Source organism: Shewanella marinintestina (genome assembly GCF_023283845.1).
Lineage (GTDB): Bacteria > Pseudomonadota > Gammaproteobacteria > Enterobacterales > Shewanellaceae > Shewanella > Shewanella marinintestina.
Window position 1 is genome coordinate 13,624 of sequence record NZ_JAKILC010000007.1, and the last position, 23,721, is coordinate 37,344.

Annotated in this window: 17 protein-coding genes; 3 read left to right on the plus strand and 14 right to left on the minus strand. The window is 44.1% G+C overall.

Features of this window, described 5'->3' with window-relative positions:
• Positions 1-328: 328 nt before the first annotated feature.
• Positions 329-2,137: a heme ABC transporter permease/ATP-binding protein CydD gene (gene cydD, locus L2747_RS09365; RefSeq protein WP_248998774.1), complete on the plus strand. Its 1,809-nt coding sequence runs from the start codon at positions 329-331 to the stop codon at positions 2,135-2,137.
• A complete protein-coding gene (gene cydC, locus L2747_RS09370) occupies positions 2,137-3,876 on the plus strand; it encodes a heme ABC transporter ATP-binding protein/permease CydC (protein ID WP_248998775.1) in 1,740 nt (579 codons plus the stop codon). Before cydD ends, cydC begins: the two co-directional genes overlap by 1 nt.
• A 120-nt stretch (positions 3,877-3,996) precedes the next feature.
• Here the strand turns inward: cydC and L2747_RS09375 are convergent, their stop codons facing one another.
• The 6 genes from L2747_RS09375 to L2747_RS09400 all read right to left on the minus strand — a co-directional run bounded on the left by L2747_RS09375 (position 3,997) and on the right by L2747_RS09400 (position 14,741).
• Positions 3,997-5,877 carry a methyl-accepting chemotaxis protein gene (locus L2747_RS09375; protein WP_248998776.1) on the minus strand — a complete coding sequence of 627 codons (1,881 nt, stop codon included), beginning with the start codon at positions 5,875-5,877 and terminating at the stop codon, positions 3,997-3,999.
• Between the two features lie 66 nt (positions 5,878-5,943).
• A complete protein-coding gene (locus L2747_RS09380) occupies positions 5,944-7,824 on the minus strand; it encodes a methyl-accepting chemotaxis protein (RefSeq protein ID WP_248998777.1) in 1,881 nt (626 codons plus the stop codon).
• 349 nt (positions 7,825-8,173) lie between these two features.
• A complete protein-coding gene (gene putA / locus L2747_RS09385) occupies positions 8,174-11,368 on the minus strand; it encodes a bifunctional proline dehydrogenase/L-glutamate gamma-semialdehyde dehydrogenase PutA (protein WP_248998778.1) in 3,195 nt (1,064 codons plus the stop codon).
• A 661-nt stretch (positions 11,369-12,029) separates the two neighbouring features.
• The gene (locus L2747_RS09390; RefSeq protein WP_248998779.1) at positions 12,030-12,605 is read right to left on the minus strand and encodes a TIGR04211 family SH3 domain-containing protein; all 576 of its coding nucleotides are present in this window, start codon (positions 12,603-12,605) and stop codon (positions 12,030-12,032) included.
• Positions 12,606-12,767: 162 nt separating this feature from the next.
• Positions 12,768-14,036: an inorganic phosphate transporter gene (locus tag L2747_RS09395; RefSeq protein WP_248998780.1), complete on the minus strand. Its 1,269-nt coding sequence runs from the start codon at positions 14,034-14,036 to the stop codon at positions 12,768-12,770.
• A gap of 24 nt (positions 14,037-14,060) precedes the next feature.
• Positions 14,061-14,741 (minus strand): TIGR00153 family protein, encoded by a 681-nt coding sequence (locus L2747_RS09400; RefSeq protein WP_248998781.1) that lies wholly within the window; start codon positions 14,739-14,741, stop codon positions 14,061-14,063.
• 232 nt (positions 14,742-14,973) lie between these two features.
• Here L2747_RS09400 and L2747_RS09405 point away from each other — a divergent pair, with 232 nt between their 5' ends.
• Entirely contained in the window at positions 14,974-16,461 is a 1,488-nt protein-coding gene (locus L2747_RS09405) for a CYTH domain-containing protein (protein WP_248998782.1), read from the plus strand.
• An 80-nt stretch (positions 16,462-16,541) separates the two neighbouring features.
• Here the strand turns inward: L2747_RS09405 and L2747_RS09410 are convergent, their stop codons facing one another.
• The 8 genes from L2747_RS09410 to L2747_RS09445 form a co-directional block, all read right to left on the minus strand.
• Positions 16,542-17,393, minus strand: a complete 852-nt coding sequence (locus L2747_RS09410; protein WP_248998783.1) for a potassium channel family protein — start codon at positions 17,391-17,393, stop codon at positions 16,542-16,544.
• Between the two features lie 58 nt (positions 17,394-17,451).
• Positions 17,452-17,781, minus strand: coding sequence for a hypothetical protein (locus tag L2747_RS09415; protein ID WP_248998784.1), 330 nt, complete (start codon positions 17,779-17,781; stop codon positions 17,452-17,454).
• A 133-nt stretch (positions 17,782-17,914) separates the two neighbouring features.
• Positions 17,915-18,565 (minus strand): DUF4178 domain-containing protein, encoded by a 651-nt coding sequence (locus L2747_RS09420; RefSeq protein ID WP_248998785.1) that lies wholly within the window; start codon positions 18,563-18,565, stop codon positions 17,915-17,917.
• An 11-nt stretch (positions 18,566-18,576) separates the two neighbouring features.
• Positions 18,577-19,266, minus strand: coding sequence for a PspA/IM30 family protein (locus L2747_RS09425; RefSeq protein WP_248998786.1), 690 nt, complete (start codon positions 19,264-19,266; stop codon positions 18,577-18,579).
• Positions 19,267-19,278: 12 nt separating this feature from the next.
• Entirely contained in the window at positions 19,279-19,692 is a 414-nt protein-coding gene (locus tag L2747_RS09430; protein ID WP_248998787.1) for a YjfI family protein, read from the minus strand.
• 91 nt (positions 19,693-19,783) lie between these two features.
• Positions 19,784-21,511 (minus strand): polyamine aminopropyltransferase, encoded by a 1,728-nt coding sequence (locus L2747_RS09435; protein WP_248998788.1) that lies wholly within the window; start codon positions 21,509-21,511, stop codon positions 19,784-19,786.
• Between the two features lie 82 nt (positions 21,512-21,593).
• On the minus strand, positions 21,594-22,493 hold the full coding sequence (locus L2747_RS09440; protein WP_248998789.1) for a DUF350 domain-containing protein: 900 nt from the start codon (positions 22,491-22,493) through the stop codon (positions 21,594-21,596).
• A gap of 13 nt (positions 22,494-22,506) precedes the next feature.
• A complete protein-coding gene (locus L2747_RS09445; RefSeq protein ID WP_248998790.1) occupies positions 22,507-23,466 on the minus strand; it encodes a hypothetical protein in 960 nt (319 codons plus the stop codon).
• Between the last annotated feature and the right edge of the window lie 255 nt (positions 23,467-23,721).

Consider the following 23,721-nt stretch of genomic DNA (forward strand, 5'->3'; position numbering starts at 1 on the left):
AGCGATAGCTAAATAAATTGAGAAACCGCAGTAAGCCTAGCTTAGTGCGGTTTTTTTATGTATAGGATTTGCTGAGCTGCTTGTTTTATAAACCGTGATTTATTGATCTAGCTCAATTTTTGTGAGTCCGATAACATTTACTGCATTGATGTTTTATTCTGCTATTAATGCCTGCGATACTGAGGGAATGCATTCGTGTTTTACTCGCCTTGCGTAAACTAAATAGATTGAACTTACGCTAGTCGATAAAGTCTTTAAAATATGTTTTTGCTCAAGTTAGATGCGCAGCATCCAACTTATCCTCTTGTTGTCGTTAGTCTGGAATCACATGGATAAAACAGTAGAAAAAAAGCTTACTAAATGGCTGAAGCTGCAAAAGAAAGCGTGTGGCTTTTATTTAAATTTGTCGGTTTTTTTCGGTGTATTAACCGGGCTAAGCTTAATGTGCCAAGCATGGCTTATTGCCACTGTACTGCAAGGCATTATTATTGATGAGTTACCCAAGAGTGATTTCATTAATCACTTTTGGGCATTGCTTGGATTAACAGTGGTCCGCGGCGTACTAGCGTTTGCCCGAGAACGCGCCAGTTTTCAAGCTGGTGCCAAACTCAGAGTTGAAATGCGCGCCGCGGTATTAGATAAATTAGCGCTGCTTGGGCCTGCATTTATTAAAGGTAAACCGGCAGGCAGTTGGGCCAGCATAGTGCTGGAACAAATAGAAGATCTGCAAGATTTCTACGCTCGTTACTTACCACAAGTCGTATTGGCTGGTTTTATTCCATTAATTATCTTAGTTGCGGTTTTCCCTATTAATTGGGCGGCAGGATTAATTTTGCTGGCTACAGCGCCGCTTATCCCGATGTTTATGATTTTAGTGGGTATGGGGGCAGCCGACGCTAACCGTAAAAACTTTAGTGCGTTAGCCCGTTTAAGTGGCCACTTTATGGATAGACTGAAAGGCTTATCAACGCTGAAGCTGTTTAATCAAGGTGAGAAAGAAGCCAGAGTTATCCGCAAAGCCTCAGAAGAGTTCCGTGAGCGCACTATGGCTGTATTGCGTATGGCATTTTTAAGCTCGGCAGTATTAGAGTTTTTTGCTGCTGTTTCGATAGCTGTTATGGCAGTTTACTTTGGTTTTAGCTACTTACATCATCTGGACTTTGGCCATTACGGCGTATCAATTAGTTTATTCACAGGTCTTTTTGTACTTATTTTAGCACCCGAGTTTTACCAACCACTGAGAGATATGGGAACCCACTATCACGCTAAGGCGCAAGCGATTGGTGCGGCAGAAGAGTTAATGGCATTACTTGATCACCCAACAGAGCAGTTTGGTGGCGAGAAGCAATTGAACGGAGATCTCGACATCATAGCTAAGGATTTATCTGTTTATAGCTTAGATGGCAGTCTATTACTGGGGCCGGTGAGTTTTCAGATTAAAGCCAATGAACATGTGGCAATAGTAGGCCCTAGCGGCGCAGGTAAAACTAGCTTACTGAATGCGCTACTGGGTTTTTTACCTTACAAAGGTCAGTTAAGTATTGCCGGTACCGAGCTTAAAGAGTTGTCGCTTATCGATTGGCGCAAACATCTTGCTTGGTTAGGGCAAGAGCCGCAGCTTTTTCATGGCACCTTGCGTGACAATATTGCCATGGGGCGCAGTTTATCTGACGACGATATTTTAACCTTGTTGGAACAAGCGCAGATTTTAGATTTTGTGGAGCAGTTGCCATTAGGCTTATCTCATCCAGTCCAAGAACAAACTGCCGGGTTATCGGTAGGGCAGGCGCAGCGAATCGCATTAGCAAGGGCGCTTGCTCAGCAAGCTTCGTTATTTGTACTCGATGAACCGACCGCCAGTTTAGACAGCTTGAGCGAGCAAGCGGTGCAAGCAACATTAACCGCAGCAATGCAAGGGAATGCTTGTATTATGGTTACCCACAGACTCGAAAACTTAAGCGCCATGGATAAAATATTTGTCATTGATAAAGGCGCGTTAGTGCAGCAGGGCTGTTATCAGCAATTAGTGGCACAAGAGGGCACCTTTAAGCAGATGCTGGATGAAGTCTGCAGTGTTAGCGAGTTTGATCTTAAACTTGTGCCGCAAACAAATAATCAGTCAGAAGGGGATAAGTAATGAGAGCACTATTTCCCTATATAAAACGCTTTAAAAGCCAAGCATTTATGATGTTCATCGGTTTGTTTTTGAGCGTTACAACCTTGATGGCAGGCATAGGTTTGCTGTCGTTATCTGGCTGGTTCTTATCGGCAACAGCGGTTGCAGGTTTAACCGTTTTGGCCGCGCAAACCTTTAACTATTTTACGCCAGCTGGTGGAGTGCGATTTTTATCGATTGTACGTACAGCAAGTCGCTACGGTGAGCGCTTAGCAACTCATGAGGCAACTTTTAGTTTATTAACTGATTTACGCTGCTGGGTATGGAACAAGTTACTGCCGTTAAGTGCAAAGAACCTGCAAGGGGTGCGTCAGGGCGATCTGCTAAACCGCTTGGTTGCCGATATTGATACGTTAGATCATCTGTACTTGCGTTTAATTACGCCGCTTGCTGCATCACTACTAATGATGTTGGTGCTTTACTTCTTTGTTGGTCACTTTGACCCTGAGCTTGCTCGTACATTGTGTAGCGTGTTGTTAGCTATATGGATCTTACTACCGACGACCTTCTATTTTCTTGGCCGCAAGCCTGGAATGGCACAGCTAGAGACTAAGCGCCTATTTAGGGTGCAGTTACTTGAATATATTCAAGGCCAAGCTGAGCTTACCTTGTTTGGTGCACAAAAAGCGTATCGCTTACGCTTAGAGAAAGCTCAGCGCGCGATGATAAATAGTCAGAATGCGATGAACCGTGTCACCGCGCTTAGCCAAGCGTGTTTGATTCTCTGCCATGGTTTTGCCGTCTTGTTGATGCTGTATCTTGCGGCGTCAGGTGTTGGCAGCGCTGTGCCGCCAGGTCCAAGACTGGCGATGATTGTATTTTTAACTATGGCGACGATTGAGATGATGATGCCGCTAGCGGGTGCCTTTCAGCATTTATCTGCATGTAGCTCTGCAGCGACTCGACTCAATGAAGTGGTTGAGCAGGCACCAAGTGTGACTTTTGGCGAAGGACAATGTGCTGACGTTAGCCTTGGTTGTGTTAGCTTTAAAGATATCGAATTTGGCTATAGCGAACAGCAAAGCGTATTGAAAGGGCTAAACCTTGAGATCGCAGCAGGTAAAAAAGTAGCGCTGCTCGGACAAACTGGTTGTGGTAAGTCGAGCTTATTATCGCTGTTAACCCGAGAGTGGTTGCCTAATAGCGGGCAAGTTAGTATCGATGGCTGTGATGCTAGCCAATACTCAGAGCTACAACTGCGTCAGTCGATGTCGGTGGTAAGTCAGCGTATTTACCTATTTAGTGGCACACTGCGTGAGAATCTTGCCTTAGCTATTAACGGTGCAACCCGTAAAGATGATGACAAGTTGATTGCGGTATTACGCAAAGTCGGTCTTGAGAGTTTATTACAGGGTAGTAAACCGCTGGACGCTTGGTTAGGTGAAGGCGGACGTCAGTTATCTGGTGGTGAGCAGCGCCGTATTGGTGTTGCCAGAGCCTTACTGCGCGATGCTCCTATCTTATTATTAGATGAACCAACCGAAGGCTTAGATAAGCGTACAGAGCGCGATATTTTGCGTTTATTATTTGAATTTGCAGCTGATAAAACCATGTTGATGATTAGCCATCGCCTTACCGCGATGAATCAAATGGATAGTATTCACTTAATGGAGCAAGGTGCGATTCGCGCGAGCGGCACTCATAGAGAGTTACTTGAGAGTGATGCCTATTATGCCAGCTTGTTTAAGCGTTTAAGTTAACGAGTCGTTGGCTACGGGCTGTAATGCTGCATAAATTTAGCTCAGGCTACTCGTTAATTAACAGCAAAAAGCCCAGTTAAACTGGGCTTTTTATTCGTTAGCATTGACTGTGAGTAAACGTTAAATAGTAAAGCGGGATACTCGCTCGCTTAGGCTATTAGAGGTATCGAGCATCATTTGTGCGTTATCACTGACTTCTTGAGTCTGCGCCGATAGTTGGTGTGAACTATCGCTAATCCCCTGCGTATTACGGCTAATGTCATCAGAAACTGCACGTTGCTCTTCTGCGGCACTGGCGATTTGAGTCGCCATATCACTAATTTCAGTAATTGAGTCAGTGATCCGCATTAAGCTTTGCTTGGCTTGATTAGCAAACTCGACGCTGTTACCTGCAATATCAGTGCTCGACGCCATAGATGCAACGGCTTGTTGACTATTTTGTTGTAAGGTGGCGATCATTGCACGGATCTCCTCGGTCGAATCTTGAGTTCGATGACTTAACACTCGTACTTCGTCAGCGACGACGGCAAAGCCTCGACCTTGCTCGCCTGCGCGGGCAGCTTCAATAGCTGCGTTAAGCGCTAACAAGTTAGTTTGTTCGGCGATGGCTTGAATCGTTGAAAGGATCTTATTGATCTCAATTACGTTAGCTTCAAGGGCTGATACAACTTGCGAAGCATCACCAAGCTGCTGCGATAGTAACTCAATCGACTCTCCATTTTTGCTAATAACGTCGTTACCTTCAAAGCACGCTTGGGTAGAGACTTGCGCGGCGTTAGCCGTCATCTCAGCGTGACTCGCGACTTCGCTGGCCGTTGCAGACATCTCATGAATCGCTGTGGCAATTTGATCTACATCTTGGTGTTGAGCATTAACTCCATCACTAGCTTTAGCAGCAATATCAGATGACTCATGGATCTGCTTTATCAGCTGTTCGGTATCGTTAGAAATTGCTTTAACCATTTGCTGTAGGCTGGCTAAAAAGCGGTTCATATGGCGCTCAAGGGTGCCAATTTCATCTTGTCGCTGAGCATTAAAGCGCTGAGTTAAATCGCCGTCACCTCTAGACAAGGTTTCAATCGCATTAGTCAGTTGCTGTAGTGGCTTAAACATGTGATTAACGATAAAAGATGCGATCACTAAGATCACTAACGCGAGTAGTACGATTGCAAAAATTGATTGTAATACTTGCTCTTGTATTGCTTGATAAGCAAGTGACTTATCTTCAACTAAGCCGAGTGTCCATTTAGTGCCTTGTAGCTCAGTTAAGCGCAGTAGTTTCTCGTTTGCATCTTGCCATTCAATGGTGGTAATCGCCCCGCTATTACGCAGTGTTTCAATATAAGATGGTGTTAGGCTGCTAGCAAGGCGATTGGCATTTTGCTGGGTGTAATTGCCATCTCTAAAGGCTAAGATTTTATTGTTCTCATCCAGTAAAAATGCGAAGCCTGCATTGGCTATGTTTAGTTCACTGACTTGCTGAGTGATATAGCCAATACTTAAATCTGCAGCAAGCACACCATTTGGATTGCCGTTAAAGCGTTTAGCTAAAGTGACCACGCTATCGCCTGATAAATCGACGTATGGCTCTGTGGTAATGATCTCGTGGCGATTAAACGCATCTTGGTACCAAGGGCGAGTGCGGCCGTCAAAATCTGCCGGGATTTCAACGTTTTTATCACCCGAGATAACTAGGCCATTGTCTAGACCCATATAGAGATTGATAAAGCCACCGGCTTGAATACTAAGTTCAAGCTCATTTGCGCTGCTTACCCCCGCGCTGATCCGCGCTTCATTGGTATTAATAATGCGCTTTTTATCTTCTAACCAACTGAAAATATTATTGCTAACCGAGCTTGCCTGTAAGCTAAATCGATCGGCAATTGATTGCTCAGTATTTTGCTGTAGTTGATTGATCGAGATATAAGACAAGGTTGCTGTAATGGTTAAGATCACAACTAGTATCGAGAGCTGAATTTTTTGTTTTATGCTTAAGTTCATTTATTGTTATCGTTATTGCGCTGAGTCGTAGTGAGTTGATAAAGCCCTATAGCGGGCTTTACTGGATTAAATTTTAAAGCGTGATACTCGATCGCTTAGGCCGCTAGAGGTTGCAAGCATCATCTGAGCGTTATCGCTAACCTCTTGAGTTTGGCTGGAAAGCTCATTAGAGGTGTCATTAATTGCTTGAGTATTACGGCTAATATCTTCAGAAACTGCACGCTGTTCTTCAGCTGCACTGGCGATTTGGGTTGCCATGTCAGTGATCTCAGTGATCGAGTCTGTTATACGTTCTAAACTGTGTTTAGCTTGATTCGCGAACTCGACACTTGATTTTGCAATGTCTGTGCTCGATGCCATCGACGAAACAGCTTGTTGGCTATTTTGCTGTAAGATCGAGATCATTGAGCGGATCTCTTCGGTAGAGTCCTGAGTTCTATGGCTTAAGACACGCACTTCATCGGCAACGACAGCAAAGCCACGACCTTGTTCACCCGCCCTTGCCGCTTCAATTGCTGCGTTCAGTGCGAGCAGGTTAGTTTGCTCAGCAATTGCTTGGATAGTTGATAGGATCTGATTGATATCAGTCGCATTTTGCTCAAGCGCAGAAACAACCGATGAGGCATCGCCAAGCTGCATTGATAGTTGCTCAATTGAATTACTGCTTTTAACTATGACTTCGTTGCCCTCAACACAGGCTTGCATCGACACTTGCGCGGCAGATGCCGTCATTTCAGCATGGCTGGCAACTTCACTCGCTGTCGCTGACATTTCATGGATTGCGGTGGCAATTTGATCGACATCTTGATGCTGACCATTCACGCCATCACTAGCCTTTGCGGCAATATTTGATGATTCGTTAACCTGTTTAATTAACTGCTCGGTATCGCTTGAAATGGCTTTAACCATTAGCTGTAAGCTTTCAAGAAAACGGTTCATGTGGGCTTCAAGCAGGCCTATTTCATCTTGCTTCTGAGCGTTAAAGCGTTGAGTGAGATCGCCATCACCTTTAGATAGTGTTTCAATAGCATTCGTAAGCTGTTGCAATGGTTTAAACATGTGATTAACGGTAAAAGAAGCAATTAAGAGGATCACTAGCGCTAATACAATAACCACCGCAAGTGATTGTAATACTTGTTGTTCAATAGCTTCATAAGCAAGAGACTTATCTTCAACTAAACCTAAGGTCCACTTGGTACCTTGTAAGTTAGTTAAACGCAGTAACTTTTCGCTGCCATCTTGCCATTCAATTGTAGTTATCTCACCTTGGCGTAATAACGAGTCAATATTGCTTGGAGTCAATGTTTTCGCTAAGCGAGAAGCATCTTTTTGTGCGTAGCTGCTGTCACGAAAAGCGAGCACTCTATTATTTTCGTCTAATAGAAACGCAAAGCCAGCGTTATCGATATTAAGATTGTTAATTTGTTCCGTGATATAGCTAATGCTTAAGTCAGCTGCTAGCACGCCGTTCATCACGCCATTGAAGCGCTGAGCTAAAGTAACTACTGCGGCACCAGTAATATCGATATAAGGTGGTGTGGCAATCATCTCGCTGCTGTTATAAGCCAGTTTATACCAAGGACGAGAGCGAGGGTCGTAATCTTCAGGCCAAGGCTGAGTCTTATCTCCAGAGATAATATCGCCAGTATCAAAGCCGGCATAAACATCAATGAACCCGCCGCCATTTAGAGTGAGTAATAGCTCTCTGTCGCTGTCTAAACCACGTTTGATGCGATCTTCGTTAGCAATGATGATACGCCTTTTATCTTCCAGCCAACTAAAAATATTGTTACTCACAGCTTCAGCATGCAGCTTAAAGCGGTCAGCAATTGCCACTTCGGTATCTTGGGTTAGTTGGCGAGTAGAGATGCTAGCTAGTGTGGTACTAATCACTAGGATAACGATCAAAACAGCAAGTTGGATTTTGTTCTTTATCGTAAGGTTCATTATATTTATCACTGATAAAATTAATATTTACTAGTCGGTTTAGCCAGTAAAGTATAAAAGACAGGTGTTTCTGAGAGCTAAAAAACCGCTGCATTATAGAGCAAGTTTTTTTAACTAAGAGCATAAATATTAAATATTTGAGAGAGTGGTCTCAAATATGTTGGATTCAATTTAAACAGGCTGTAAATACAACTGTATATTGGACAGAACATGTAAATTCAAAACAGAGATCACAGTTAACTCATTTTCATTGAGCTCGAAAAAGAGAAAGCCGATTACTAAGTAATCGGCTTTATGAGTACTTCAGAAAATCCGTTAGGTTTTACCCTAAACGGCCACTAAATTGCAGTTAGTCGTCACTATCACCTAAAGACAGCAGGGTCGCATTACCACCAATAGCGGTAATATTATTGGTGTGAGTCTTTTCAGTAATAAAGCGCGTGAGGTAGTGTGGACCACCTGCTTTAGGACCTGTTCCTGATAGGCCTTGACCACCAAAAGGTTGTACACCAACCACTGCGCCGATTTGGTTGCGGTTGATATAAACGTTACCTGCGCGGATCTTCGCTGCTAGCTTTAAGGCGTAAGCTTCGTTGCGGCTATGAATACCTAAGGTTAAACCAAAGTTGGTTGAGTTAATCTCTTCAATCACTCTTTCTAGCTCTGAAGATTTGTAACGGATCACATGTAAAATTGGCCCGAAGTGTTCCTTCTCTAATACTCTGATTGAGTCAATTTCCACTGCCGTTGGCGCAACATAATGGCCATTTTCAGTACCAGCGGGTAGTTCGACTTGTTTGATCAAGCTACCCACTTGCTTAATATGTTCAATATGGGCATTTAAGTTTGCCGCAGCTGTAGCATCAATCACTGGGCCAACATCGGTTTTGACAAAGTGCGGGTCACCAATGGTTAGCTCATCCATGGCACCTTTCATTAAATCAAGCACGCGATCGGCAATATCTTCTTGCAAGAATAATACTCGCAGCGCAGAGCAGCGTTGGCCTGCACTGGTGAATGAGGATGACACGACATCATTCACCACTTGCTCTGGTTGTGAAGTTGAGTCCACTACCATTGCATTCTGGCCACCAGTTTCTGCGATAATCGGAATGATTGGTCCTTCACGCATAGCAAGTGTACGGTTAATCTGTTTTGCTGTGGCGGTAGAACCGGTAAAGCATACGCCTGCAATTCGTTCATCTGAGGTTATTGCAGCGCCCACGGTAGCACCTGTGCCCGGCAGGAACTGTAATACTTCTTTCGGGATCCCGGCCTCGTGGGCAAGCTGAGTAGCGCGGTAACCAACGATTGAAGTTTGCTCAGCAGGTTTTGCGATAACAGTGTTACCAACTGCTAGCGCTGCTGTCACTTGGCCTAAGAAGATTGCCAATGGGAAGTTCCATGGACTAATACAAATAAAGATACCGCGACCTTCAAGGAATAGCTGATTACGCTCACCCGTTGGTCCTGGTAGTAATGTCGGTTTCTCCATCATCTTTCTGGCGTTGACCGCGTAATAGCGACAGAAATCGACAGCCTCACGGACTTCATCTATGCCATCTTGAATACTCTTACCCGCTTCGCGGGTACAAAGTGCAATCAGCTCTTCGCGATGTTCTTCAAGTAAATCAGCTAGCTTTAATAGTGCAGCAGTACGCACTTCAACTGGGGTGTTACACCAAGCAGGGAAAGCGGCGTCAGCACTAACAAACGCCAACTCTACAGCTTGTTCATCAGCGAAAGCGACATTGCCAACAAAGCGCTGAGTATCAAATGGGCTAACAACTTCTCTAGTTTCACCGGTCAGCGTTATACCGTTAACCAAAGGACCTGCATTCCAAGTGACATCTTTATACTTATCGAGCTTGGCAAAAAACGGCGTCGACTCAGAGATGATGTTCATATTGACCCCTTTAGAGTTTTTACGCTCAGGACCAAATATATCCTCTGGCAATACGATTTTAGTATTAGCTAAAGTTTTGTAATCTTTAAGGGTTCTTAAAGGGTGAACCACTAACGACTCAATTGGTGTATTAAGATCGACTAACTTGTGGACAAACGAAGTGTTAGCGCCGTTTTCAAGCAAGCGTCTAACCAAGTAAGGCAGTAGATCTTTATGGGCACCAACTGGGGCATAGATGCGTACTTTTTTAACGCCGCTTTCAGCGAGTAGTGTGTCATAGAGTTCTTCACCCATACCGTGTAGGCGCTGGAACTCATAATCACGATCACCTGCAATGTCAGTGATGCTGGCAATGGTTTGCGCGTTGTGACTGGCAAACTGCGGGTAGATGGCACCTTTTGTGGCGTCAGAGAGTAAGTATCGAGCACAAGCAAGATAAGACACGTCAGTACCGGCTTTACGAGTATAAAGTGGGTAGCCCGCTTCACCGTTTTCTTGTGACCACTTTAACTCGCTATCCCAGTACGCGCCTTTAACTAAGCGCAGTGGAATTTCATCACCTTGATCTTTCGATAGGCGAGTTAGCCAGCATAGAACGGGTAATGCGCGTTTAGAATAGGCTTGAACAACAATACCTAACAGACCCCAACCTTTGGCAGCATCTGAGTTGTATAGCTTTTGGAATAACTTAAGTGATAGCTCTAATCTATCCATCTCTTCAGCGTCAATAGAGACACCAACATTTAGGCTGCGAGCTTGTGTAATTAGCAGGATTAACGTGTCGTAAAGCTCGGTTAGCGTTCTATCTTCATTGGCCACTTCATAGCGAGGGTGCAGGGCTGATAGCTTGATAGAGATAGTTGGGCGCGGCGCATTGCTGGTGTCGTAATCTTGGGCACCTAGAGAAGCGATGGCATTTGAGTAATCTTCAAAGTATTTCTGCGCATCTTTTTTAGTTAGCGCAGCTTCACCTAACATGTCATAACTGTGGGTGTAACCCATCTTACGCTTATCGACACTATTTTTAAGCGCTTCTTTAACTGTGCGGCCAAGTACAAACTGCTTACCCATGATTTTCATGGCTGCCAACATAGACTTTCTTACGACAGGCTCACCGACCTTGTTGACCAAGCGGTTAAGCAGACTACTTGGTTTTCCATCGATATCATGATCAAGCTTAACGACTTTACCTGTTAGCATGAGTCCCCAAGTCGATGCGTTCACCAAAATAGAGTTACTCTTTTTGATGTGTTCATCCCACTTAGCACCGGATAGCTTATCTTCAATAAGCGCATCAGCAGTATCTGAATCAGGAATACGTAATAACGCTTCAGCTAGGCACATTAAAATAATGCCTTCGTTGGTTTCTAAGCTATATTGCTGCAGGAAAGCGTCAACACCGACCATTAGGCCTTTCTTATCGTATTGACGGACTTTATTCACTAGCTCGTGTGCACGGTTAGTCACACGGTTGAGCTCTTCATTACTTGAAGGAACCAGCTTTATCAAGTCTGATAAATATTGCTCTTCATCGACAATATAGTTATCGCTGATCGCTTGGAACAGTTCGTTGAGATCGGCTGAGTCATAACGCCCAGTAAGTACTTCACTCGCTTTGAACATATTAATCACTTCCATCTAGGCCATATGGGCAAATTGCTTGAATAATTGTGTCGATAAACCTTGATTGTTTTTCTTTTGTATACAATCTAAGGCCGTCTCGCGGCGATTATACCTGCAAAATGTGATGTGCGACACCTTTGTGATAGCTAGTGTGATTTGTGTTTGATTCTTATGGGTTAAACAGTGCGCAAGCTCTTGCTATATAAGGAGTTTGAAATGAACAAAAAAAACTCAGCGTTTGAAATTCATAGGCAAGATTAGCTATTTTTGAGTCACTATTAGCCATTTTGAGGTTATGGCTCGAAATTTACAGCTGTAAATTGAAAGGATTTTTTAATCGGATTGTTCGTGGTAACAATGTGATTACCGGTGGTTAACCTTGGTGGTACATTTCTGGCTAAAAATGGTGGGTTTAAATTGGATAAAGGAGCAATAGAGCTGGTATTTGGATTATGAAACTTAGTTTATTTTAGTGACTCATGCCAATTTCTCCCTAGTAGCAATTGAAGCATGCTTGATTACTTGTCTTTATTAAAAGAGGACTATTCTATTTCTTGGAGCTGGCATTAGCCACTCATAGAGTTATGTAACAGCGTTATTTTGCTTAGCAAAGGTAATAAAAAAGCCTGTGATGAGTACACAGGCTTTATGTTCGCTGTTTAGTTAACGAAACTGATTACCAACGGTTTTTAGGTTTACGCTGTGGTTTTGGAAGGTAAACCAAAATGATACCTAGTAATAAGCCACCGGCAGCGATCAAGCCACCTTGCTGCCACATTTCAAAACGTTCATTCTTCTGAAGGTTAGCTAACGTTGCTTTAGCATTGTCACGCTCAGAGCTAGCACTATCTAATGCTTTTTTAGCTGCAGAAAGTTGGGCTTTTACTTGGCTTAACTCTGCCGCGTTGTTGTCGCTACTGCTTAGCGCGCTTTCAAGCTCAGCTTTAGTTTTCTCAAGTTCGGCTTGAATAGCTGGTAGCTGCACACGTAAGCTCATTGACTTGCTTAGCATCTTAGTTTGGATCCAGCCTTCACGACCCTTATGGTCGACAATCTTGCTGTAATCGCCCTGAGCTTCTTCAAGAGAAGTGACCTGTTGGCCTGCTTCAATGCTGCCTAAAATTCGGAACTGAGTTCCAGGTCCACCATGAAGGTAGATATAAACATCATCTGAGATGTAGCGCGTTTGGTTTGCGGCCAGTAAAGAAGGGGAAAGTAACATCATCCCCGCAATCATTAGAATTCTTAACACTAATCTATTCTCATCTACGAAATTTAGCCCACATGCTAGGGATTTAAAGGGGTTAATGCAAGTGGCAAAAGAGCGATAAAACGCAAAAGGGAAGTTTGATACAAATATTATCAAACTTCCCTCATCATTACGTCGTACCTAGGGTACTTGTTGTACTCGGAATTAGTTAAAAATCCCTTTAATCATGAAGAAGAACATGATTGAAAGACCAGCACCAGCTGGAAGGGTAACAACCCAAGAAACAACGATGTTACGTACTACACCGATATTGATTGCTGCAATACCACGAGCCATACCCACACCAAGAACCGCACCAACAAGTGTTTGTGTAGTAGAGATAGGTAGACCAGTACCTGACGCGATAACAACAGTCGATGCTGCTGCAAGCTCAGCGGCAAAACCACGGCTTGGCGTTAGGTGAGTAATGTTTTTACCAATGGTTTGCATTACGCGTTGACCAAAGATAGCAAGACCAAGAACAATACCTACAGCACCTAGAGGTAGGATCCACCAAACTAGTGGTGCAGTATTGTTAATTTGACCGCCACTTTCTACAACAGAAACAACTGCTGCTAGAGGGCCAATCGCGTTAGCTACGTCGTTAGAACCGTGAGCAAATGCCATACAACATGCAGTCACAACCATTAAGATAGCAAATACTTTCTCAACGTTACCGAACTGAGTTTGACGGTCAGCTTTAGTGTCCATTTTAAGACGCTTAATCGCAATCATACCGCCGATACCAACAAGAATAGCAAGTACGATAGCAAGTGCATATGCTTCAACGTTAGTGAAGTGAAGACCTACATGCTTTAGACCTTTTTTGATAGTCACAAGTGACATTACAAAGCCAGCAAGCGCCATGTAGAAAGGCACGTAACGCTTAGCGTTTTCTAATGGATTGTCAGTATTGAAAATCAGCTTTTGTACACTTTGGAATATCATAAAGGCGATAAAGCCAGATATTGCAGGTGTTACAACCCAAGAGCCTACGATTCCGCCAACTTTACCCCATGCAACCGCATCGCTACCAACACCAACTGCAGCGAAACCAACAATAGCGCCAACAATAGAGTGAGTTGTAGATACTGGCCAGCCTAGAGCTGACGCAGCGATTAACCAGATACCTGCAGCAAGCAACGCAGAAATCATGCCGTAAACCAGCAATTCTGGTGAATCAATAAAGTATGCAGAGTCGATAATGCCTTTACGGATAGTGCTTGTAACTTCACCACCCGCTAGATATGCACCAGCAAACTCAAAGATCATAGCGATAATGATCGCTTGTTTAATTGTAATGGCATTTGAACCTACTGAGGTTCCCATTGCATTGGCTACGTCATTGGCGCCAATACCCCATGCCATTAAAAATCCAAATACAGCCGCAATACCAATAAGCCATGGGCCGTTGGTGACTAATACATCAACCATGTTGTTACCTTGATAATCTTTTGACTAGACGCGAGCTAACATTAGCTCTAAGCGAGAACCGACTCGTTCGGCAAGATCTGCCAAGTCACCAACCCACTCAATTATCTTGTAGAGGAACATTACATCTACAGGGTTCAGTTCCGACTCGATAGCGTAAAGCTGTCTACGGATCTTAATCTGTAAGTCATCGGTGTCTTCTTCGATAGAATCGAGCTCAGCAATCATTTTAGCAACAAGATCCACTTCACGACCTCTAAAACCTGTTTCTAACAGATCATCAAGTTCGTTGATTGCTTCTTTTGACAGAGAAACTGCATCGATACAGCGCTGCAAATAAGCAATAAATGGTTCTTTAATTACTTGAGGTAGCTCAAGCTGACGGCCAATGACGCGGCCTGAAATGTCTTTTGCTTTGTTAGCAATTTTATCTTGCTGGGTTAATAGCTCCAGTAAGTCAGTACGTTCAACAGGCATAAACAAGCCGCCCGGCAGAGTTAAACGGATCTCACGTTTTAGTGAGTCAGCTTCTTGCTCTGTAAGGCTAATTTGCTTACGTAATTGAACGGCTTTGTCCCAGTCTCCTGCGACAGTAGCTTCAAAAAATGGGACAAGTAATGACGCACAGTCGTATACTTTGTCGATATGCTCTTGAAGAGGCTTAATTGGCGATTTTGCAAACACGCCTAAAATAGAGTTTACTGGCATTGCCGTGTACCTATTTTGGTTATTCCACTATTGGAAAAAGCGGGCGCATGTTAACTCAAGCGGCCGCGTAAGAAAACTGTGTTTTACGATTTAAATTGACAGTTTTTTATTCTAGCGAGTTATATCCTAACTGCAAAGCGGATCCTACGGTGATATTATTGCAGAAATATTACAACATGTAACTTTAATGACAGATTGATTAATTTTTGATGACAAGGCGAATGGTGCATCGATGGAAGCTGAGATCGAACTCAAACTTTTCTTTAATGAAAATCACAAGAAAAGCCTTATAAAACTATTAGATAGCTTACCGAATTGCGATGCTAAAGGTATAGAAGAACTAACGAACGGCTACTTCGATACCGCAGACTTAACCTTAAGAAAATGGGACATGGGCCTCCGAATTCGAGGGGTTAATCAACATTTAGAGCAAACAATTAAAACAAAAGGTCAGGTTGTTGGCGGGATCCACTCTCGTCCCGAATACAATGTTGATGTAGATCAAAAGTTTCCTCAATTAAATTTATTCCCGAACGAAATTTGGCCTGTAGGCGCAAATATCGAGCAAACGCAGTCAGAACTCTTCTGTTTATTTAATACAGATTTCGCCCGTCAGCGATGGCATATTTTTGTTGATGACAGTTTAATTGAGGTGGCGCTAGACATAGGCGAGATCCGAGTCGACGATGCTGTAGACCCTATTTGCGAGCTAGAATTTGAACTGTTAGCGGGTGATACAAGTGCTTTATTAACTCTTGCTGGCATTGTCAGTCGAGCCATTCCAGTGCGTTTAGGTAAGGCGAGCAAAGCACAGCGTGGCTATCGTTTAGCGGGACAATATACTCCTGACACTATAGATGCACTGACATTTATTGAGATTGAGCCCAATCAAAGCCTTAAGCAAGTGGCAATTAACCTATTAACTTTAGGTTTAGATCGTTGGCAAACAATTGAAGCCATGCTGCTTGATCCTGAGCAAAATCAGCTTGAGCTACCAATGTTGAGTTATCGACTGCGTGCCTGCATTCGTTTATTAAAAAGCACACTGAAACAGTTTGATTTAATAGAGGACTCGTTTGAAGCAGATTTTGACTGTATTGAATGTCGCTTAAACTTTATTGAACAAGCACTGAGCCTATACGGCATTATCGAGGGCGACGTTGCACTGGTATCGAAATGGCCGCAACACCAAGCGTTGGTTGATGTGGCAACCGATAAATTGCAGCAGCTTGATGTCGTTGAACAGGTAGAGCAACTGTTGAATGATATCTGTTATGGTCGCCTACAAGTTCATTTGGTCGATCTGCTGACTCAAGTTACTGATGGTCAGGTTAGTATCAATAAAGAGCTCGACCTCAGACATTTCGCTAATAAAATGCAAGAAAACTCTTGGCAGCGCATTATCGATGTAATGCCACGCGACAATGAACTTAGCAGCTCTGATTATCTTTCAGTGGCTAAAGCACTCGATGACAGTATTTTTGTGGGAGTGGCCTATGGTGGACTTTACCCTGAAAAATCACGCGATCAGTTTAGAGCACCTTGGCAGGATCTAGCGCTGGGGATCCGTACACTTGCGGCTTATCGCCAGCTAAAAGAGATCAGCGAAATAGCCTATTTAGATATTAGTGCCTGGTTGGAAAACAAAGAGCAGAGCTTAGTACAAGCGATGGAGTTTTCTCGTCGCAGTGCGCTGCAAAACGAGCCTTACTGGCGTTAACTCATTCAGTAAACACGTTGAAACAAAAAGCCCACATCATGTGGGCTTTTTGTTTTGCAGCTAGCTTGACGCTAAAGGGATCAATTTTCGTCCTGGCGTTTGCTTTCTAGCTTCTGTTCAAGCTTATCGTCTATCTTGTCTGCTATCGTATCTTCAATAGACTGTTTTAGCTCATCGATTTCGGCTAGCAGCTTTTGTTGGTTGGCTTCCATTCGCTGTAGACTATTGTTTAACTCACAGCGGATTTCTTCTGCGTGAGAGTCGAGCTTTTCTGACTCATCAGGTGAGACAAATACCGACGCCATATAACCAGAAATTACACCAAAGAAGCTCACACCACAGACAATGACCACGCCACCAATAATGTGACCAGCGGTGGTGACCGGGTAATAATCGCCATAGCCTACAGTAGAAATAGTGACTAGTGCCCACCAAATGGCACTTTCAGCAGTGTCGATATTGGCACCATCAACACCGCTTTCAACAATTAATACCAGCACTGAAGAGAAGGTTAAGATGGTGATGAGTGCGACTAATAAGCTGGCAACAGTGGCTTGTCGGCGTTGTTTTAGCATGGGCACAATTAACGAGCGAGTAGTGCGAATAAGACGAACTACACGTAAGATTTGAAACAAACGCGCCATTCTTAATGCTTCAATGGCGGGAATACTGGCAATAAAGTCTATCCAGTGTCCTTTTAGGTATTCGACTTTTTCATCGGCCTTAAACAGCTCGAAAAAGAAGTTAGACATGAAGATAAGACAGATACTGGTATCGATAAAGAACAGTAAGCGTCGGGTTTCGCCATCAACCCGCCCAAAAGTTAGCACTAGCACTAAAATCACAGACAGCAGCGATAGCAGCATCATGGCTAATTGTAATGGGGTCGGAGGAGTATCGGGTTGCAGTAACCAACGCTTCTTATTTGCCATAACTAAGGTCCATCTTATTAGGTGCAATGGCCTTAGCCACTCAGCACCTTGTTTTGCACTAAGTATCAGCGCTAAATTGGATTAAATCATCTAATACATGTTTTTTGATTTCAAGCTGTTGCTCTGGTGATAGCTGATATTTTTTAGCTAAGAGTTCGTAATCGTTCACGCTAAGAGACACGGTAAGGCGCGGACGCTTGGGTCTTTTGGTGACACTTAAACCCAATATTTCTCGGATTTGATCTGACGGACTCACTCCAGCATCAAGTGCAGCTTTGCGAATGGCGTATTGGAACTTTTCATCCATATCAAAAGCGATTTGCGTCGCTTTAGCGGCTTTTTGGTTTTGCTGCCACTGAGCGGGTAAGGGATTTTTTTGTTTGGTCATGCGTGCGCTACCTAAATTTACTCATCCGTAAGAGATCGTGCGGAATATGCTTAATCCCAATTAGTATAATGCTACCACTCATCGAAGCCGAAACAAAAATGGTTCTAAAGCTGGGAGCTTTAGAACCATTTATTTATGCACCAGGCCAGTAGTCTCTGATATCTGAAAGCGGTCGATAGATGGTTAACATCACATCGGTTTCACCGCCTTCATACACTTCAACGTCAATGGCTTTATCTTCATCATCATCGAGTAACTGGTATGACTCAAAGGCATCACCCGTTGCACCGTTTGTATCTTGAGGTGGCTTTTGGCCTCGGTAATCTTGGCGATGGAAATAACCAAAACTGCCGGCAGTAACTTGATGATAATGAGCCGACAACCATTGCTCATAGTCTTGTAAGTCAGCTGACAAGGTTTTAGTCGTTAGCTCGGCTTTACCTGGCTCTTCAAAGATCTCACTAAATTGATCTAAATCGAACAGCGCTTCAACTAGGCCTCGATTAACTTTAATCGAGAGGCCAAGGTAGGTTTCATCATCTTCATCAAGGCTGAGAAAGATGGTGTCACTACCGTGACCTTTTAACACCCACTCAGTTTGTTGCTTGCGCTCATACTCGTAAGTATTAACCGCTTCAACTCGCAGTTGCTGACCACGCAGTTGTGGTGGCAAAGCAAAACTGTCATCAAGGGAGATCATATCTCCCTTATTAAGTTTTGATGGGTGATCGAGTTGACGTTTAGGTTCCTCTTTTTTGCCAAATAGGCTGCTTAGAAATCCCACGTCAGCCTCCTTTAGCCTTTACGCGCTTTAATGCGGTCAAGTACTGCATTGGCGTTAGACTTTTGCTCGCCAATACCTGCTTCAGCAAGTTTGTCGTGTAGAGCCTTATCGCTGTTCTCTTCTGCTAGCGTTTCAGAGGCTTTTAGGCGGTCATCAAATGACTGCTGGCGTGCCTTGATACGCTCTAGAGAATCTTTAGCGTTGAGCAGCTTAGAGTTGCTACCGGCAAAAGAGTCAGTAATCGTTGCAGTGGCTTTTTGCACGCTTTCAGTGGTTTTAACCATAGTCAGCTGGCGCTGGTAATCAGCAACTTGGCGCTCAGTTTTACGTACTAACTCTTTTAAGCGAGTCGCATGGGCACTGAAGCTTTCGTTTGCCGCTTGTTGATCGCTTAGCTGTTGGTCAAGTTCAGCAATTTTTTCAGCTACTTCTAGTGCTAGTGGCTCGTTGCCTTTTTCTAGAGCTTGTGTGACATAGCCTTCGTGTTCAGCAACAGAGCGTTTTAGACGGTCAACTTCACGGCTAGCTTGCATCTCTTTTGCCATAACTTCAGTTAAGTCGCGCTTAGCTTTAGTTAGGTGTTTCTCTGCATCACGAATTTCTTGTTCAAAAATACGTGTTGAGTTTGCATCTACGATGCCTTGGCCAACTTCAGTAGCGCCGCCACGGAAGGCCGTAAGAATTTTGTTTAGAATGCCCATAATGTGGCTCCTTTATTTAAGGTAATCGACGAGTTCGTCGATGACTTCGAGACAGTTATCAGATAGAACAGACAGTTCCTGCTCAATCTCTTGCATGCTTGATTGCACTGACAGCGCGCCGTAAACCACATACTTATCATCGATTTTTGCAAACGATGACAGTGGCATTGGAATGTTGAGCTCTAACATGGTCTCAAACATTTCAGCGCGACGTTCTTGATTCACTTCGTCTTCGCCCCATAAATAACTGATGCAAAGCACTTGGTTGTCCGTTACCGATACAAATACCGGAATTTCTTCTCGGCCAACAACGTTAACTTGTAAGACTTCCACGTCACCAGCAATTGGATAACAATCAAATTGAAAGCCAGTTTGGCTGTTGTCGCCAAGCGCATTTAGGTGGTTGGCAATTGTGTGGATATTCATATTTGTCCTTATTGACATATTATGTCTGTGATTAAAGATAGCACTGCGACATAATATGTCAAGCGCTATCTTTACGATTCAAAAATAAACTCTACTGATTTTCTAACCAAGCCTGCTGATGATATTGATACAGCTGGCTTGAACCTAAAACATTGGGCTTAATCTGGCCTTTATCTTGGTAGAAATTGCCCGGGAACTCAAAGGCCGCATGGATAAGTCCTGGAGTTAACCAAGGATCGTTTACCGGTAACTGCTGCACACTTTCTAATCGGCTTCTGCCACTTTTACCACTCAAAGTGGCGATACTCCAGCCCCATTCACCAAAGCTAGGCACATTGTGGTGATACTGATCGACAGTAAAGCCGGCCAGCTCCAAAGTGTTGGCCACAGAGATAAAGGCGTTGGGTGCATGGTACGGCGATGTTGACTGTATGGTTAAGGCAGCATCGTTGCTCATTAGTTCCTTCAATTTTAAATAGAAAGCATCGGAATAGAGCTTGTTAAGATCGGGATGGCTCGGGTCCGGTAAATCGACAATAATAGTGTCAAATTTTTCTTCTTTCGCCAGCAGTTTATCAACGCCATTAAAGGCGTCGTCATACATGATCCTAACGCGAGGATCGTTCAAAGCATTTTGATTGAGTTTTAGCAAGGCACGGCTTAGATGTTCAGGCATATCACTGGCAGGTTGTTTAAATAGCGCAACCAGTTCCTCATCAAGATCCATTAAAGTCACTTGCTTAGGTTGCCACTGCAATACTTGCGTCAGGCCTAAACCGTCACCACCGCCAATGATTAATATCTTATCGTGGCGCGCACTGGCCGCCATAGTCGGGTGCACTAAAAATGAATGATAGATATGCTCGTCACTACTTGAAAACTGTAAGCGACCGTTAATATAAAGCGAATGAACAGGTCCTAGTCCATTACCGCGTAAGCGCTCGGTAAAGGTGAGCTGCTGAAAGCGAGTTGCCTTGGCGTACACCACTTTGTCTTTATACAACAGGTTATTAAAGTTTTGCTCCCATTGAGGGCCGTGCAGCGCCAGCAGCACAAGGATCCCGGTCGCAATAAAGTGGCCGACGAGCAGTAACTTTACATGCCTGATTTGGTGCCAGAAGCGCCAGATAAAGATAAAACCAGCCAATAGATTAAAACTGGCTGTCAGGGCGGCGGCAAGTTGAATATCAATGGCTAACATAAAGCCAACCCAAATTGCTGCGCCAATACCCGCACCAATATAGTCGGCGCCATAAATAGTACCGGCATTATGCATTAGGTGTGCTTCAGACATCGCTTGGCGTACGCGGGCGATCAGTGGGATCTCCATACCGATCATCAAACCAAGCAATACACCCCATACATAAGGTAAGTACTCGCTAAGCTTTTGTAGTGTGCCAATAAAGCCGCCATCGGGAAGCTGATCTGCTGGCAAGCCTAATGTGTTAGCAATAATCAGTGGCAACTGTTGGCCAAAGCCAATAACTGCCGCGGTAATTAAAATAGCCAGTGATCCACACAAGGCAACACACAGTTCTAAAACGGCAAAGCCAGTAAAAGCGCAGCGAATTTTACGGGCGGCAAAGGCACCCAATCCCATGGAGACAATCATTAAACCAATCATGGTGTAAATCGCGGCTTCGAGTGCGCCAAGAATACGCCCAGCGTAATGGGATAATAAGTATTCATAGATCAGGCCACAGCCTGCAAGCACGGCCATAATGCCAAGCAGTAATACATCATCGAACCAGCCGAGTTTGCCTGATTCAATGGTTTGGTTACTAGATTCGATAGTGGAGTTATTTGTGTCGGTTTGCATTGAGTGTCTGTTGATTATGTTGAGTCAGATAAGAATGTGTAGCTAATAAAAAGGGAGCGAAGTGACGCTCCCTTGATACTCTCTAAGCCATTAAGGCAGCTAGAATAATCGCGATGGAGACGCTAATTGCCACTTCAACTGCAGCAAGACCGATATTGTGTTGCTGCTCAACTTCTTCACATAGGTTGATGTTAGCTAGCACTAGCTTTTTAATCAAAGTAATCAGTAGTGATAGCGACAACAGCATGACTACTGAGAAGACTAACCAGCCAATTAGGTTGGCAATGTAAGCTTCAGGATTAAAGATAATAAAGTGGCTAGCAGCATTAAAGCTAAACGCCATGGCTAGCATGTAACCGCTGTGGCGGATAGCTAGCGCTGTATGACCTTGCGCTAACGCTTCCTGCATTGATGCGCCTTGGTTGCGCTTAGCATAGCGATTTTCACGACCACGAGTCAGTAGTACTAACATTAGCTGCGAAATCGCAAAGGCACTAAAGATGGCAATAAAGGTATAGATTGTTAAGTCTTCAGCCCACATGAGTACCGAGCGGATAATTATCGCTGTAGCTATGGCTGCAGCTGCATCAACGATAGCAACCGACACATTACCTTTAATAATTAACGCGTTCTTATCTATGTTATTGAGGGCAATTTTGTCATGTAAAAAGCGCCCGAGTTTAATCAGTATTAGGCCAAATAAACCGTAAGCACTCATACCAATAGCTTCAACTAAATAGGACTCTGCCGCTTCGCCAGTAATTGCACCAGTGAGCACAATACCTAATGCCATCACGGCGCCTGCGGTACTAATACCAAAAGCAAAGTTATCGTTTTCAGCTAGCTCATGGCGGCTATTGACTTTAACTGTCCAACCTTGCAAGTAACGCATTAAGGTTAGTAGCAATACCGCAATGGCCAAGTCGATTGCCAGAATGATCATTAAATCGAGAGTGAGGCCGTAATTTTCTAAAAATGTCATAAAAGTTCCTTAATTATTTGCCTCGGCGAACACCGCGAGTGGTACGACTGCTGGAATTACGGAAGCTGCTGTCCTTAGAGTAGTTTGAGCGGAACTTGCTCTTACTGCTCGCAGTGCGTCCTGTTGAACTGGCTTTGGGTGTACTGCTACTTTGTCTTGAAAGACTGGTCGAGCCGGTACGCGATTTTGCGTACGGGCTATCAAATTTTCGGCCTTGAGAATTAAACTGCTTTTTAGTGCGCTCATAGGTTTGAGTTTGCGCACGAGCTTGCTTTGGCGAAGTGTAGCGGTAGCGACCCACATCGTTGTAGTAGCTGTAGTTACGACGGCTAGACCATCTGTCATAGCCAATTGGACCACGCGTCAGGTTAGAGAACATTGAATACATGCCGTACCACGCCCAAAACGACATACCGTTAGAGCCTGTTTGCCAGCCACCGTACGCAGGGTTGCCGACTAACTGACTGCCAGCGCCAAAGTCTTCAGCACCATTGGCAAGGGCAGCGGCTTCGCGACTAATGGAGTTAACTCGCGCCAGAGCACCATCTGACATATCGGCAACCACGTTAAGTGGGTCTGACAACATGTCGTTATATAAACTCGGGTCGGCGGCCTGATAAAGGTTCTCGACTTCAGCAAGCTGCTGATCGAGATCGACATAATTAGCCGCATTTTGGCTGTCGGTTAAGCGCCTAGTTAAAGAGGTGAACATCGGGCCGCGATTAGTCGCATCGGTAGCCAGCTCATTAAGCAAAGGGCTTAAATCGGGCTTTTGCTTTTCCAATACTTGCACGTATTGTTTGAGCAAATTAGCGTTACGTACCTGACCGTCGTTAAGCATATTGCTAAGAGTATCTAAGCGCTGTTGCGTTAGCTGCTGATACTTGGCAATTTGCTCTGGTCTATCATCGCCACATCCTGCAAGGGCGAATACCAGTATGACGGTGAGAACGCGCATTAGCATTCCTGCCATAGTCTCTCCAAAATCGGTTATGTTACTTTACACCCTTGGGTGTTAGCCGCGCATTGTCTAATGGTAACAGACCATAGCGCTTAATGAGTGTTGCATAAAGCAGTTTTGCTTGCTGAAACATTGAATTCGCAAGAGAAATAACCGCTCTTACTATAATCGCTGTAACTGATTAGTATAGTATTGCGTATTCGAGCAAAAAAATACCAAGGATCCTGTTTCCAGCTCAGTCGCGGCTAAAATCAACTCAAGTTGCCA